The 14,556-nt window shown below is 70.8% G+C and carries 16 protein-coding genes; 6 read left to right on the top strand and 10 right to left on the bottom strand.

The genetic code is table 11. The features are described from left to right. Positions 1-62: 62 nt before the first annotated feature. Positions 63-1,400, bottom strand: a complete 1,338-nt coding sequence (locus tag OG361_RS20370; protein WP_405855523.1) for an MATE family efflux transporter — start codon at positions 1,398-1,400, stop codon at positions 63-65. A 424-nt stretch (positions 1,401-1,824) separates the two neighbouring features. On the opposite strand from OG361_RS20370, the gene dnaB reads away from it, so the two are divergent. Beyond that, entirely contained in the window at positions 1,825-3,306 is a 1,482-nt protein-coding gene (gene dnaB / locus OG361_RS20375) for a replicative DNA helicase (RefSeq protein WP_405855525.1), read from the top strand. Between the two features lie 19 nt (positions 3,307-3,325). On the opposite strand, the gene OG361_RS20380 is transcribed toward dnaB, so the two are convergent. Continuing rightward, positions 3,326-4,246 (bottom strand): NAD-dependent epimerase/dehydratase family protein, encoded by a 921-nt coding sequence (locus tag OG361_RS20380; protein WP_405855527.1) that lies wholly within the window; start codon positions 4,244-4,246, stop codon positions 3,326-3,328. A gap of 81 nt (positions 4,247-4,327) precedes the next feature. Between OG361_RS20380 and OG361_RS20385 the strand changes: the two genes are divergently transcribed. Then, the gene (locus OG361_RS20385; RefSeq protein ID WP_405855529.1) at positions 4,328-5,713 is read left to right on the top strand and encodes a serine hydrolase domain-containing protein; all 1,386 of its coding nucleotides are present in this window, start codon (positions 4,328-4,330) and stop codon (positions 5,711-5,713) included. 144 nt (positions 5,714-5,857) lie between these two features. On the opposite strand, the gene OG361_RS20390 is transcribed toward OG361_RS20385, so the two are convergent. The 3 genes from OG361_RS20390 to OG361_RS20400 all read right to left on the bottom strand — a co-directional run bounded on the left by OG361_RS20390 (position 5,858) and on the right by OG361_RS20400 (position 7,863). Next, the gene (locus tag OG361_RS20390; RefSeq protein ID WP_405855531.1) at positions 5,858-6,310 is read right to left on the bottom strand and encodes a GNAT family N-acetyltransferase; all 453 of its coding nucleotides are present in this window, start codon (positions 6,308-6,310) and stop codon (positions 5,858-5,860) included. 81 nt (positions 6,311-6,391) lie between these two features. Next, positions 6,392-6,850: a MarR family transcriptional regulator gene (locus OG361_RS20395; protein WP_317597235.1), complete on the bottom strand. Its 459-nt coding sequence runs from the start codon at positions 6,848-6,850 to the stop codon at positions 6,392-6,394. 149 nt (positions 6,851-6,999) lie between these two features. Then, a complete protein-coding gene (locus OG361_RS20400; RefSeq protein WP_405855534.1) occupies positions 7,000-7,863 on the bottom strand; it encodes a GNAT family N-acetyltransferase in 864 nt (287 codons plus the stop codon). 100 nt (positions 7,864-7,963) lie between these two features. Between OG361_RS20400 and OG361_RS20405 the strand changes: the two genes are divergently transcribed. After that, complete coding sequence (locus tag OG361_RS20405; protein WP_405855536.1) at positions 7,964-8,647, top strand: HAD family hydrolase; 684 nt, start codon at positions 7,964-7,966, stop codon at positions 8,645-8,647. A gap of 108 nt (positions 8,648-8,755) precedes the next feature. Continuing rightward, positions 8,756-10,021, top strand: coding sequence for a globin domain-containing protein (locus OG361_RS20410; protein ID WP_405862353.1), 1,266 nt, complete (start codon positions 8,756-8,758; stop codon positions 10,019-10,021). Here OG361_RS20410 and OG361_RS20415 read toward each other — a convergent pair. The 5 genes from OG361_RS20415 to OG361_RS20435 all read right to left on the bottom strand — a co-directional run bounded on the left by OG361_RS20415 (position 9,964) and on the right by OG361_RS20435 (position 13,737). Beyond that, complete coding sequence (locus tag OG361_RS20415; RefSeq protein ID WP_384569218.1) at positions 9,964-10,443, bottom strand: NUDIX domain-containing protein; 480 nt, start codon at positions 10,441-10,443, stop codon at positions 9,964-9,966. The two genes, OG361_RS20410 and OG361_RS20415, sit on opposite strands and share 58 nt — an antisense overlap. A gap of 35 nt (positions 10,444-10,478) precedes the next feature. After that, entirely contained in the window at positions 10,479-11,375 is an 897-nt protein-coding gene (locus OG361_RS20420; protein ID WP_405855538.1) for a LysR family transcriptional regulator, read from the bottom strand. 289 nt (positions 11,376-11,664) lie between these two features. Then, positions 11,665-12,849, bottom strand: coding sequence for a cystathionine gamma-lyase (locus tag OG361_RS20425; RefSeq protein WP_405855540.1), 1,185 nt, complete (start codon positions 12,847-12,849; stop codon positions 11,665-11,667). After that, positions 12,846-13,346: a low molecular weight protein-tyrosine-phosphatase gene (locus OG361_RS20430; protein ID WP_405855542.1), complete on the bottom strand. Its 501-nt coding sequence runs from the start codon at positions 13,344-13,346 to the stop codon at positions 12,846-12,848. The genes OG361_RS20425 and OG361_RS20430 overlap by 4 nt, the downstream gene beginning before the upstream one ends. A 13-nt stretch (positions 13,347-13,359) precedes the next feature. Further along, complete coding sequence (locus OG361_RS20435) at positions 13,360-13,737, bottom strand: phage holin family protein (RefSeq protein ID WP_384569207.1); 378 nt, start codon at positions 13,735-13,737, stop codon at positions 13,360-13,362. A 51-nt stretch (positions 13,738-13,788) separates the two neighbouring features. On the opposite strand from OG361_RS20435, the gene OG361_RS20440 reads away from it, so the two are divergent. Together OG361_RS20440 and OG361_RS20445 are read left to right on the top strand one after the other, a co-directional pair. Then, positions 13,789-14,106, top strand: coding sequence for a cupin domain-containing protein (locus OG361_RS20440; protein ID WP_384569204.1), 318 nt, complete (start codon positions 13,789-13,791; stop codon positions 14,104-14,106). Between the two features lie 222 nt (positions 14,107-14,328). Further along, positions 14,329-14,547: a DUF5326 family protein gene (locus tag OG361_RS20445; RefSeq protein WP_405855545.1), complete on the top strand. Its 219-nt coding sequence runs from the start codon at positions 14,329-14,331 to the stop codon at positions 14,545-14,547. The last annotated feature ends 9 nt before the right edge of the window (positions 14,548-14,556 follow it).

The raw sequence follows: 14,556 nt of genomic DNA on the forward strand, positions 1-14,556 counted from the left end.
CAGCAGTGAGGAAGGGCCGCACCCCTCGGGGTGCGGCCCTTCCGCCGTTTCACGTGAAACAGTCAGCGTGTGGCGCCCGTGACGATCCAGCGGCCGGAGCGCGACCGGAGCCAGAGCGTCACCATCCGGACCGTCATCATCAGCGTCATCGCCCACCAGAGGGCGGTCAGCCCGCCGCCGAACACCGGGACGAGCAGGGCGACCGGGGCGAAGACCGCGAGCGTCAGCAGCATGGCCCAGGCCAGATAGGGGCCGTCGCCCGCGCCCATGAGGACGCCGTCGAGGACGAAGACGACCCCGGAGATCGGCTGCGAGAGCGCGACCACCAGCAGGGCGGGGAGCAGGGTGTCCTGGACGGTGATGTCGTTGGTGAAGAGCGGGACGAAGAGGGGGCGGGCGACGATGAGGAGTGCGCCCAGGACCACTCCGGAGAGCACGCCCCAGTGGACCATGCGGCGGCAGACCTGACGTGCGCCGTCTCCGTCGTCCGCACCCAGATAGCGGCCGATGATGGCCTGGCCCGCGATGGCGATCGCGTCGAGCGCGAAGGCCATCAGGCTCCACAGGGAGAGGATGATCTGGTGGGCGGCGACCTCGGCGTCACCCATCCGGGCCGCGACGGCGGTGGCGATCAACAGGACCGCGCGGAGCGAGAGCGTACGGACCAGGAGGGGGGCGCCGGCCTGGGCGGAGGCACGGATACCGGCCGCGTCGGGGCGGAGGGAGGCGCCGTGGTGTCGGGCGCCCCGTACGACCACGACGAGGTAGGCGATGGCCATGCCGCACTGGGCGATGACCGTGCCCCAGGCCGAGCCCGCGATTCCCAGACCGGCTCCGTAGACCAGCCCGAGGTTGAGCGCAGCGTTGGCCGCGAAGCCGCCGATGGCCACGTAGAGCGGTGTGCGGGTGTTCTGGAGGCCGCGCAGGACACCGGTGGCGGCCAGGACGACCAGCATGGCGGGGATGCCGAGGCTGGAGATCCGCAGATAGGTCACGGCGTAGGGGGTGGCGGTGTCGGAGGCGCCGAAGATGCCGACGAGCCATGGCGCGGCGGGCAGGGTGAGGACGACGACCGCGGCACCGAGCAGAAGCGCGAGCCAGATGCCGTCCATACCCTGCCGGATGGCGGCCTGGAGATCGCCCGCGCCGACCCGCCGGGCGACGGCGGCCGTGGTCGCATAGGCGAGGAAGACGAAGATGCTGACGGCGGTGGACAGCAGGGCGGCGGCGATCGCGAGACCCGCGAGCTGGGGTGTGCCGAGATGGCCGACGATGGCGCTGTCGACCATGAGGAAGAGCGGCTCGGCGACGAGAGCACCGAAGGCCGGCAGGGCGAGGGAGACGATCTCGCGGTCGTGCTGTCGGCGGACGGCCTTGGAGGTCACGGGGGCCTGGGTCATGGGGTCAATCTAATCTTCCACAGGTAAGAGATGCAATGCATCACTGACTATTACTTCTCGATGGCGCGGGGCTTCGGGTGTGGGCCGTTTGTTCTGATCTTGATCCAGGGGGAAAAGTTTTTCTCCCCCACAGCCCGTGGATGGAAAAGGTGCAGGTCAGGTGAGTGGAGGTGGGGCGTCTATGAGTTTGTCCACATGGCTGTCCCCCGCTCCGTGCACAGGATCCGGGGAGTTCTCCACAGCATCTGGCCCTTCACCCACAGGGCCTGTGGATAACCAGATTGGCTGACGCTCCCCGCGGGCCTACCGTGGTCCGGCGCCCGACGCGCCAGCAGCGGTCGCAAAGCCACTCGTTGATCAAGGCCGTGGCGTAAGAAAGAGTGGCACGGCGAGGTCCGCGGAGCGGACGGGAGGAGGTGGCTTGGTGAGCGTTCCCGAGCCCCTGGACGACCCTTGGGCCGACAGCGGACCGAGCGACCGGCTGCCCACCCGTACCAGAGGAGAGGGACGCGGCCGGGGCCGCGGGCGCGACGACCAGCACGAGCGCGGCAGCGACGGCCCGTGGGACGGTGGACTCTCCGGCTTCGAGCGCGTCCCCCCGCAGGACCTCGACGCCGAGCAGTCCGTCCTGGGCGGCATGCTGCTCTCCAAGGACGCCATCGCGGACGTCGTGGAGATCATCAAGGGCAACGACTTCTACAAGCCCGCCCACGAGACCGTCTACGCGGCGATCCTCGACCTCTACGCCAAGGGCGAGCCCGCCGACCCGATCACGGTCGGCGCCGAACTCACCAAGCGCGGTGAGATCACCCGTGTCGGCGGCGCCTCCTACCTCCACACCCTGGTCCAGTCGGTACCGACCGCGGCCAACGCCTCGTACTACGCGGAGATCGTCCACGAGCGCGCCGTACTGCGCCGCCTCGTGGAAGCCGGCACCAAGATCACGCAGATGGGCTACGCGGCCGACGGAGACGTCGACGAGATCGTGAACTCGGCCCAGGCCGAGATCTACGCGGTCACCGAGCAGCGCACCACCGAGGACTACCTGCCGCTCGGCGACATCATGGAGGGGGCGCTCGACGAGATCGAGGCGATCGGCTCCCGCAGCGGTGAGATGACGGGTGTGCCGACCGGCTTCACCGACCTCGACTCGCTCACCAACGGACTGCACCCCGGCCAGATGATCATCATCGCGGCCCGTCCCGCCATGGGTAAGTCGACCCTCGCCCTGGACTTCGCCCGGGCCGCCTCCATCAAGCACAACCTGCCCAGCGTCATCTTCTCCCTCGAAATGGGCCGTAACGAGATCGCGATGCGTCTGCTCTCGGCTGAGGCCCGGGTCGCGCTCCACCACATGCGCTCCGGCACGATGACCGACGAGGACTGGACGCGCCTCGCCCGCCGTATGCCCGACGTCTCCCAGGCGCCCCTCTACATCGACGACTCCCCGAACCTGTCGATGATGGAGATCCGGGCGAAGTGCCGCCGGCTCAAGCAGCGCAACGGTCTCAAGCTCGTCATCATCGACTACCTCCAGCTGATGCAGTCGGGCGGCTCGAAGCGGCAGGAGAGCCGTCAGCAGGAAGTCTCCGACATGTCGCGAAACCTCAAGCTCCTCGCCAAGGAGCTGGAGCTGCCGGTGATCGCGCTCTCCCAGCTGAACCGTGGCCCCGAGCAGCGCACCGACAAGAAGCCGATGGTCTCCGACCTGCGTGAGTCCGGCTCGATCGAGCAGGACGCCGACATGGTCATCCTGCTGCACCGCGAGGACGCCTACGAGAAGGAGTCCCCGCGGGCGGGCGAGGCGGACATCATCGTGGGCAAGCACCGTAACGGCCCGACGGCCACGATCACCGTCGCCTTCCAGGGTCACTACTCGCGCTTCGTGGACATGGCCCAGACCTGACCGGCTGCCCCCCGGGTGGTCAGACGGCGGCGGGGCGGGCCGCGGCGAGGGCGCGTACGCCGGTCAGGCTGTCGTCGTGGGTGGGGGACCAGCCGAGCTCCCGCTCGGCCCTGCTCGTGTCGAGGCGCAGCTGGCTGCTCATACCGGTGTGGGCCAGGGGAGCCGGCCTGAGCAGCCAGAGCGGGACCCGCAAGGGCTTGGGGGCACCGAAGGCCGCGGCGACCTCCTGAAGATGCCTGCCGAAGGGGAGCGGGGTGCGGTCGGCGATGTTGTACGCACGGCCCGGGGTGCTGCTCTCGACGGCGAGGACGACCGCTCGTGCCGCGTCGTCGACGTCCACCCAGGAGAGGGCGCGTCCGTGGTCGGCGACCGCGGGCAGGGAACGCCTGCGCAGCTGGGGGAGCACGTCGTCGTCGGTGACACCGGCGCCGTAGAAGAAGCCGAAGCGCAGGCTGATCGCTTTGAGTCCTTCCGCTGTGAAGGCCAGGCGCTCCTTGGTGCGCATGGCGCCGACATGGCGCTCCAGCCAGGCGTTGGTGCCGCGCGGACCGAAGGGGGTGTTCTCCTCGGTGATGAGGCCGGTGCCGTGGTCCCCGTATCCGTAGCCGAACATCATCGACTCGACGACGAGCCGGCGGGCGCCGGTGGCGCGGGCGGCGGCGAGCAGGTTCTCGGTGCCGCGGGTCCGCAGGGCGTTGGTCGCCACCATGCTCCGGTGGCCCGCCATCGACTCGCCCTGGAGTGCGGTCGCCGCGTGGACGACCACGTCGAAGGTGAGCCCGTCCACGGCCCTGAGGACCGCGTCGGCGTCCAGGAGGTCGGCGCGCAGGGTGTTCGTGGCGCTCCGGCCGAGCCCCGAGACCTCGTGTCCGGCAGCGGTCAGCTGCCGGGTGGCGCTCCGGCCCAGTACGCCGCTCGCTCCTGCCAGCAGAACCTTCATGTCCGTGCTCCCTTCCGAACCGGTGATGTCCATGGGACGAAACGGGAAGCTTCGAATGTGACATCGCGTTGGAAGGGTTCTATGACGACATCATTCGAACCCTTGCTGCCCGGTACCGAGCGTGCGCTCCTGCACCGCGTCGCGGTCGCCCAGTCCGAGGGCCGCTCGCCCTCCTTCGTCGGGGCGGTGGTCCGTGACGGAGCGATGGTGTGGAGCGGTTCGCGCAGCTGCGTGGACGGTCACGCACCGGACGCCGACACGCAGTTCAGGATCGGCTCCCTCACCAAGGTGTTCACCGCCGTGCTGGTGATGCGGCTGCGGGACGAGGGGCTCCTCGGCCTCGACGATCCGCTGGAGCGGCATCTGAAGGGCACGGGCGTCGGCGAGGTGACGATCGCTCAACTCCTCGGCCACAGCGCTGGTCTCGCGGCCGAGACGCCCGGAGAGTGGTGGGAGCGGTCCTCCGCCACGCTACGGCCGGAGCTGTCCGACGTCCTGGGGGAGCGGCCCGTCCTCCAGGCCCCGGGACGCCGCCATCACTACTCCAACCCGGGCTACACGCTGCTCGGTTCACTGGTCGAGGCCGCGCGTGGGGTCTCCTGGGAGGAGGCGCTGCGGCGCGAGATCCTGGAACCGCTGGGGATGAGCCGTACGACGGTCGATCCGGTCGCCCCGCACGCCGGCGGCTGGGCGGTGCACCCCTGGGCCGACGTGATGCTGCCCGAACCGTCCGAGCATCTGGGACTGATGGCGCCGGCCGGGCAGCTGTGGTCGACCGCCGCCGACCTCGGCCGGTTCGCCGCGTTCCTCGCGGCGGGCGACGAGCGGGTGCTCGGTGCGGCCTCCGTCGAGGAGATGCGGGCTCCGGGCTCCCCCGCCGGTGAGGGCGACTGGGAGGGTAGCTACGGGCTCGGGCTCCAGTTGCTGCGCAGGGACGGCCGGACCCTGATCGGTCACACCGGCTCGCTGCCGGGCTTCGTCGCCTGTCTGTGGGTGAGCGTGGAGGACGGCGTGGCGGCGATCGCTCTCGCCAATGCCACCTCGGGGCCGCCGACGGCGGCTGTGGCGGCCGATCTCGTACGGATCGTGGCGGAGGCCGAGCCGCGGTTCCCGGAGCCCTGGCGCCCCCTTCCGGCGGCCGAGGTCGACGAGGAGCTGCTGTCCCTGACGGGGCCCTGGTACTGGGGCACGTACGCGTACGGGCTCCGGCTCGGCCCCGAGCGGTCCGTGGTGCTCGAACCGCTGCGGGGGGCCGGGCGGCGGGCCAGTTTCCGTGCGCTGCCCGAGGGCGGCTGGATCGGGCTCAACGGCTACTACGCGGGGGAGACGCTCCAGGTGGTGCGGCGCCCCGACGGCGGCGTGAGCCACCTCGACCTGGCGTCCTTCGTCTTCACCCGGGAGCCGTACGGGCCGGAGGCGGACGCGGTGCCGGGCGGGGTGGACGAGGCGGGCTGGCGCGGCCTCTAGGGGAGGTGCCCTCGCCGATCAGGCCGGGCTCGCCCCAGGGGTGCCTTGCCCTCCCTCCGGCGGTGGCCTCCGAGTTCGCCACCTCGTGTTTCACGTGAAACAAGCACGCCGGGACGATCCCGGCGTGCTCTCCGCCCTGGTGGCTCAGAGGTTCTTCTTGAAGCCCACGTGGGAGGCCTCGAAGCCGAGCCGCTCGTAGAAGCGGTGGGCGTCGGTGCGGGTGGCGTCAGAGGTCAACTGGACCAGCCGGCAGTCCTGGCGGCCGGATTCCGCCACGGCCCATTCGATGAGCTGGGTCCCGAGGCCGCTGCCGCGCTCGTCGGAGTGGATGCGGACGCCTTCGATGATCGAGCGGGTGGTGCCCCGGCGGGAGAGCCCGGGGATGACCGTCAGCTGAAGCGTGCCGACGACCTTCTCCCCGCGAACGGCCACCACGACGTGCTGGTGGGGGTCTGCGGCGAGGCGCTCGAAGGCGGCGAGGTACGGGGCGAGGTCATCGGGGGACTCGCGCTGGGCTCCCAGCGGGTCGTCGGCGAGCATCGCGACGATGGCCGGGAGGTCGTCGGCCACGGCGGGGCGTATCTCAAGATCACTCATGCCCCGCAGCGTACGCACGACCGGCCGGCCCCCGACCGGGCCCCGCCCTACCCTCGTGCGGACTCCGGCCCGGCGTCCGCGTCAGACGGTGACGCCCACGCCCTCCACGACCTGGACCAGAGGAGCCAGCTCGGGGTTCTTGGCGGCCTCGTCGAGGGCCTCGCGCAGCGCGCTGTCGTTGGTGGGACGGGCCTCTTCGAGAAGCTTCTGGCCGGCCTCGGTGACATCGGTGTAGATGCCGCGCCGGTCGGTGGCGCAGAGGTACCGGGTGAGCAGGCCGCGGTCCTCCAGCCGGGTGACGAGCCGGGTGGTGGCGCTCTGGCTGAGCACGACGGCGTCGGCGACCTGCTTCATCTGGAGGTGGCCGCCGGGGCCGCTGTGCTGGCGGCTGAGGACGTCGAGGAGCGAGTACTCGCGGACGCTCAGACCGTGCCGGGACTCCAGGGCGCGCTCGATGTGGGACTCGATCCTGCCGTGGAGCAGGGAGAGGGCGCACCAGCGCTGGGAGAGCGCGGTGAGTGCGGGGTCCGTCGCGGTCATGGTCTCTCCTCGGTCTCTGACTCGGCGCCCGGGCGGCTCACGAACCAGGGTAGACGATGCAACGCAATAATGCGCGTGTGCAAGTAAATCTTCCCTCGGGCGCACCTCGGGCCCGCTCCGGGCGCCTCCAGGGCCGGGCGGCGCCGGGCTTACCCCGCCGCGACGGTCAGGGGTGCGAAGCGGCGGCGCCAGTCGCCAGGGAGATCCGGGAGAGAGCGGACCATGAGGGCGGTGGTGGCGATCGAGTCGATGCCGTTCTCCTTCGCCCAGCTCAGCAGGGTCGTGTGGCGTGTGTCGATGTCCGTGCGCAGCGGCCGGTCGGTGGCCGCGGCCAGGGAGGCGATCAGCGCCTTTGCCGTGGCCGGGTCCTTGGCGATCAGCGGTCCGACCACGTGGGTGTCCATGTTGGGCCAGGCCGCCGCGAAGCCCGTGATCTCCCCGTCCTCCTCCGCGACCCGCAGGTGGTCCGCGAACGCGGGGAGTCGCGTGATGATGTGCGTGCGGTCGAGGCCGAAGACCTCGCGGTCCAGCCGGAGGATCGCCCGGAGGTCCTCCGCGGTCGCCGGGCGGACGGGAACGTCCGGGGCGGGCGTGGTGAAAGTGAACCGCCCGCACACCATCTCGGCCCGGCTTGTCTCCACGAAGCCCAGCTGCTCGTAGAGAGGCTGGCCGTTGGCCGTGGCGTACAGGGTGAGCGGGGTGTCGCCGGTCTCCGCCAGGATGTGCCGCATGAGGCGGCGTCCCACCCCTTGGCGTGCGTACTGCTCGGCGACGAGCACCATGCCGATGGCGGCGAGCCCCGGGCCGTACGAGGTGACCACGCAACAGGTGAGCAGTCCGCTGCCGGTCGGGTCGTCGATGCCGTAGCCGGTGCCCGCGGTGAGCAGATGGCCCCACTTGTGTTCTTCGCGCAGCCACCCCCGGTTCTCGGAGAGGTCGGCGCAGGCGAGGAGGTCGTCCGCGGTGAGGCGCCGGATGGGGAGCTGAGCGAGAGAGGAGGGGAGAGTCGGCATCCTCTCAGGCTGTCCGACGGGGTGATCTTCCGTCCACCGCTTTACGGGATCTGGCCGATGTCCTGAGGCGGCGTTGCTTCCATCCCATGGGATGCGGACGATGTTTCACGTGAAACCGAGAGAAACCGTGGAACCCCGACCCCGGCCCCGAGACGGCAGACTGCACCTCTTCGATCTCGACGGCACGCTGATCCGAGGTTCGGCTGCCGCTGTGGAGATCTCCCGGCAGCTGGGTCTCGCGGAGGAGATCGCCGCACTGGAGGAAGGGTTCCTACGGGGGCTCACTCCGGACGAGTTCGCCGTGCGGGCCCGCGAGCTCTGGACCGCGCTCACCCCCGAGCAGGTAGGGGCGGCCTTCGAGGGGGCGCCCTGGCTGGCAGGCATCCGCGAGGTCTGGGCCGACATCCGCGGCCGGGGCGAGCGCTGTGCGGTCATCTCCCTCTCGCCCGACTTCTTCGTCGAGCGGCTGCTCGACTGGGGCGTCGACACGGTGCACGGTTCGCGCTGGCCCGTAGTCCCCTTCACCGAGCCGATCCACCGGCCCGGCATCCTCGACGCGGCGGCGAAGGTGCGGATCGCCCGAGAGCTCTGCACGGAGTACGGGGTGGAGTGGGCCGACTGCGTGGCCTACGGGGACTCGATGTCCGATGCCGCGCTCTTCGCGGTCGTGCGAAACACCGTGGCCGTGAACGCGGACCACCATCTTGCCGGGCTCGCCCGGCACAGCTACAGCGGAGGAGACCTGCGCGAGGCCTACGAGTTGGTCCGAAACGGCGCAGCTTAGCCAGAAAGCCGACCCTATGTCCCCGAGAACGCCTCTTTCCGTCCGAAGCGGGGCTCGGGGCGTCATGCTGCGAGCACGGAAGCCGGCCAGCGCGAGGCGAGGCACATGATGGATGCTCCGAGCAGCACGACGGACGGGACGGAGGCCCGAATACCCGCAGCGGCGTCTCCCGAGCAGGTCTCCCCCGGACACGCCTCCCCCGAACACACCTCCCCCGACGCGCTTCTCGTCCGCCGCACCCTGGCCGAGATCGCCCCCGTCGCCGACCGGATGACCTCGTACTTCTACGCCCTGCTCTTCGTCCGGCACCCGGAGCTGCGCGAGATGTTCCCCGCGGCCATGGACACCCAGCGGGACCGGCTTATGAACGCCCTCCTGACGGCGGCCGAGCATCTGGACGACGTACCGGTCCTCACCGCGTATCTGGAGAACCTCGGCCGGGGGCACCGCAAGTACGGCACCAGGGCCGCCCACTACCCGGCCGTCGGCGAGGCCCTCATCGGGGCGCTCGTCCGGTACGCCACGAAGAGCTGGGACGAGGAGACCGAAGCGGCCTGGGTCCGTACGTACACGACGATCTCCCAGGTCATGATCGACGCGGCGGCGGAGAACGAGCAGCACGCGCCCGCCTGGTGGCAGGCCGAGGTCGTCTCCCATGACCTGCGCACCCCCGACGTCGCCGTCGTCACCCTCCGGTCCGACCGGCCGTACCCCTTCCTCGCGGGGCAGTACACGACGCTGGAGACCCCCTGGTGGCCGCGGATATGGCGCCATTACTCCTTCGCCTCGGCGCCCCGGCCCGACGGGCTGCTCTCCCTCCACGTGAAGGCGGTCCCGGCGGGCTGGGTGTCCAACGCGCTGGTCCACCGGGCGCGCCCCGGGGACATCCTGCGCCTCGGCCCGCCGGCCGGCTCCATGACGGTCGACCACTCCACCGACAGCGGCCTGCTCTGTCTGGGCGGTGGCACCGGGATTGCGCCGATCAAGGCCCTGGTCGAGGACGTGGCCGAGCACGGGGACCGGCGCCGGGTCGACGTCTTCTACGGGGCGCGCAGCGATCACGACCTCTACGACATCGACACGATGCTGCGACTCCAGAAGACCTTCCCCTGGCTCGCCGTCCATCCGGTCACGGAAGAGCAGGGGCGCCTCCCGGACGCCGTCTGCCGCTACGGGTCCTGGGAGGAACGCGACGCCTATCTCTCGGGCCCGCTGGGCATGGTGCGCCGCGGGGTCGACGCCCTGCGCGGCGCGGGTGTCCCCCCGGACCGCATCCGGCATGACTTCCTGGCGGAGCTCGGCTCCACGAGCCCCGATCAGCCCAGGTCGGGGGCGTGCATGGCGCGGACTCCCTCGATGTTGCCGTCCAGGTAGTGGCGTAGGGAGAGCGGGACGAGATGGACGGCGGCGATGCCGACCCGGCTGAACGGCACCCGGACGATCTCGTACTCGCCGATCGGCTCGTCGATCTCGGGGCCGTGCCGCAGGGACGGGTCCATGGATTCGAGCCGGCACACGAAGAAGTGCTGGACCTTTACCCCGGAGACCCCGCCGTCGACGATGTGCTCGATGGTGTCGACGAAGCAGGGCACCACATCGGTGATCTTGGCGCCGAGCTCCTCGTGCACCTCGCGGTGCAGGGCCTCGACGACCGTGGTGTCGGTGGGTTCCACGCCGCCGCCGGGCGTGAGCCAGTAGGGATCCATCCCCGGCTTGGTGCGCTTGATGAGGACGAGGTCGTCCCCGTCGAGCAGGATGGCGCGTGCGGTGCGTTTGATCACGGGCCGTTCGTTCATGGGAAGAAAATGGCCCGTACGCGGTGTCCTGAAACTCACCAGTCCACTGCGGCTCGCAAGAGAGCCTCATGGGCCCGCGCGATGTGCGAGAGCGAGAGGGTGCCGGTGCGCACGACCAGGAAGTAGGTCCGCAGCGGAGGCACCGGGGGATCGAGCAGTGCCACGAGCCGCTCCTGTGCCAGTGCCTCCTCGCACAGATAGCGCGGCAGGACGGCCAGCCCGGCCCCGGAGGCGGCGGAGTCCCGTACGGCCCGCAGGTCGGGGGCGATCACCGTCGCGGCCGCCGCCGGCTTGGTCTCGAAGACCGCCGCCCAGTAGCGGGAGACGAACGGCAGGGACTCGTGGACCTCGACCACCGGGAGCTGTTCCAGGACCACCGCCCTCTTGCGGAGCAGTACTTCCGGGGAGAGCCGGGCCGCCCAGCGCGGGGCCGCGACCAGGACGTGCTCCTCGTCGCAGAGCGGGGTGGCGACGAAGAGGCCGCCGCGCGGGCGGGCGGGGGTGAGGGCCAGATCGTGATGGCCGGCGGCGAGCCCGTCGAGGATCTCCTCCGCGTTGCCGAGGAAGGTGGCCCGTACGGCGAGCCCCTGGCCGACCAGCGGGGTGAGGGCGGGCAGCGCGCGGAGCGCGGTGAACTCCGGGGGCCCGGCGACATGGAGGGTACGGACACCGCTCTCCTCGTCGAGGCCGGTCTCGGCGATCTCGACCAGGGCGTCCAGATGGGGCGCGGCCCGGTGGGCGAGCTCGTCGCCGATCGTGGTCGGCGTGACCCCCCGGGCCTGTCTGAGGAAGAGCGGCCTGCCCAGTTGCCGCTCCAACGTCCGGATCTGGCTGGTGACGGCGGGCTGGGAGAGGCCCAGAAGTGCGGCGGCGCGGGTGAAGGAGCCGGCCCGGTGCACCGCGACGAACGTGCGCAACAGGGCCAGATCCATGTCCGCCCCCTCCCGGCCGTGCGGCCGTTCGACTCAGGCGGTCGGCTGACTGCGCCTCAGGACCGTCCAACTATAAATAAGTCGATAGGTCTCTGTCGCTACCGTGATTGGACACTGACGCACAGTCAACTAGCCTTGTTCAGGCGGTCTCCGCGCGTGGAACCGAGGCGTTCCGAGCCACGAGGGGGGAGGCTCGGAGCGCCCCGTTCCGCGCGCCCGGTGCCGACCAGGCGCGACCCGTGAGGCGCGACCGACCAGGAGCGACCGACCAGGCACGATCGGCCCGGTCTCAGCCGGCGGCCGCGGCCTCGTCGAGGGCCCGCAGGACGTCGGCGATCAGATCCTCCGGATCCTCGGCTCCCACCGAGAAACGGATGAAGCCCTCCGCGACCGCGTCCCCGCCCCAGCGTCCGCGCCGCTCAGCCGTGGAGCGCACGCCGCCGAAGCTGGTGGCGTCGTCCACGAGCCGCAGCTCCTCGAGGAACCGCTCGGCCCGCTTCCGGTCCGCCAGCTCGAAGGAGACCACCGGCCCGAAGCGCCGCATCTGCCGGGCGGCCACCGCGTGAGAGGGGTCGCCGGGCAGTCCCGGGTAGCGCAGCCCGGTCACGTCGTCGCGGTCCGCCAGGACGTGCGCGAGGGCCAGGGCGGTGGAGCACTGACGGTCGATCCGAAGCTGGAGCGTGGCCAGCGAACGGTGGGCGAGCCAGGCCTCCATGGGGCCGGGGATCGCGCCGACGACCTTGCGCCAGCGCCGTACCTCCGCCGCCCGCCGGGGGTCGCGGCAGCTCACGTGCCCGAGCAGGACGTCGCCGTGCCCCGTCATGCCCTTGGTGTCGCTGGCGACGGAGAAGTCCGCGCCCAGCGCGAGGGGCCGCTGGCCGAGCGGGGTGGCGAGGGTGTTGTCGACGGCCACGAGCGCGCCCACGGCGTGCGCCTCGCGCACCAGGCGGCGGATGTCGCAGACGTCGAGCCCGGGGTTGGACGGGGTCTCGATCCACAGCAGCCGGGCTCCTTCGAGGACGGCGAGCTGTCCGTCGCCGGCGGTCGGCGCGGTGCGGACCTCGACGCCGTACGCCCTCAGCTGCTCGTGCAGCAGGGGCAGGGCCTGGTAGCCGTCGGTCGGCAGCACCACCGCGTCGCCGGCCTTCAGCTGGGAGAGGAGGACGGCGGAGATCGCCGCCATGCCGGAGGCGAAGACCAGCGTCTCGACGCCCTCCTCCCCCGGTGCCTCCAGCTCGCCGATCGCCCGCTCCAGATGGGTCCAGGTGGGGTTCTCGTCGCGGCCGTAGGTGTACGGGCCGGTCGGCTCGCCCGGCAGATGGAAGTGGGCGGCGAAGACCGGGCCCGGCAGGGTCGGTTCGTACTTCACCGGCTCGGGAAGCCCGGCCCGCACCGCGAGAGTGCCGTCCCCGAGCCCGCCGGCCCCGGTCCTGTCGGCCGTCGGCCGCTCGGGGCCCTTCGCCTGGTCGGTCACGTTGTCCGTTCCTCCACTTCCGTACGTACGGCCGCGAGCAGTCCCTCGCTCGCGGCCTCCACCATCTCCAGGCACTCCTCGAAGCCCTCCCGGCCCCCGTAGTACGGGTCGGGGACGTCGAGTCCGTCCCGCGCGGCCGGGTCGTAGGAGCGCAGCAGTCGTATCTTCGCCGCTTCCTCCGGGGTGCGGGCGAGCGCCCTGAGCTCCCGGACGTGCCCTTCGTCCAGCGCGATCACCAGGTCGAGGGCGGGGAACCAGGAGGCCCGGAACTGCCGGGCCGTATGCGTCGAGGTGTAGCCGTTGTCCTCCAGGACGGCGACCGTCCGGGGGTCGGCGCCGTGGCCCTCGTGCCAGCCGCCGGTCCCGGCGCTGTCGACCTCCACCGCTCCACCGAGCCCGGCCTCCTCCACCCGGCGGCGGAAGACGTGCTCGGCCATGGGCGAGCGGCAGATGTTGCCGGTGCAGACGAAGCAGACGCGGTAGGGCGGGGTCCTCACATCGGTTCCCAACTCAGTCGCCGTCGGGGAGGACGACGTTCAGCGCCCACGAGACGACGGAGATGATCAGGCCGCCCACGACCGCGGTCCAGAAGCCCTCCACGTGGAAGCTGAGGTCGAACTGCTCGGCCAGCCAGGACGTGAGGAGCAGCATCAGGGCGTTGACCACGAGGGTGATCAGGCCGAGCGTCAGGACGAAGAGCGGAAGCGTCAGCAGCTTGACGATCGGCTTGACCACTATGTTCACAAGACCGAAGACCAGGGCGACGAGAATGAGGGTCAGGGCCTTCTTGCCGGTGCTCTCACCGGTCAGGGTGATGTCCTGGAGCAGCCAGATGGCGACTCCCAGGGCGCCCGCGTTGGCGAGCGTCTTGACTACGAAATTCATCATGTGTCTGATCGTGGCAGACATGATCGGGTCAATGGCAGGGGCGGACAGGCGATGAAGGCATTCCGGCTGGACGAACTGGAGGCGGAGCGTGCCGCGAACCAGGGCGCCTATCTGCAGTTCCTGCGGGAGCGGAACATGTCGGTGGGCCTGTACGCGCTCGATGCCGGCGAACTCGACCCTCAGCAGCCGCACGGCCAGGACGAGGTCTACTTCGTGGTGAGCGGCCGTGCGGCGATCACGGTCGGGGACGAGACGACGCAGGTGGCGCGGGGCAGTGTGGTCTACGTGCCGGCCGGGGTGGCGCACAAGTTCCATCACATCAGCGAGGACCTGAGGGTCCTGGTGGTCTTCTCCCCTCCGGAGGGCTGACCCTCCTGAGGGCTGAGTCCCGGGGGGAGCCCGTCTCGGGAAGCCGAGACCCGCAGAGCCGAGACCCGGAGAGCTGAGCCCTGACGAGGAGGCGACCCCCTAGGGGGCGGATCAGGGGAGAGCGGGGGCCGCAGGGCCCCCATGAGCCATCTTCCGCCCCTAGCCTTGAGGGTGTTCGGCGCGGAGTGCGCGGAACGGATCATCGAGAGCGAGGTAGGGACCATGGCCGTACAGGAGATTCTCGCGGGGATGCCCTGGTGGGTGAAGTGGGTCGCCATACCCGCCCTCGCCCTGCTGGTCTTCGGCGGACTGATCACCAGCGTCCTGACGATCGTCGTCGCGCTGCTGTTCAAGGTGCTGCTCTTCGTGGCCCTCGTCGCCGGACTGATCTACGTCGTGCGGAAGTTCAAGGCCTCCGCCGGCTCGCGTGAGGACTGGTAGCACAAGCTA

This window comes from Streptomyces sp. NBC_00090 (assembly GCF_045160815.1).
GTDB lineage: Bacteria > Actinomycetota > Actinomycetes > Streptomycetales > Streptomycetaceae > Streptomyces.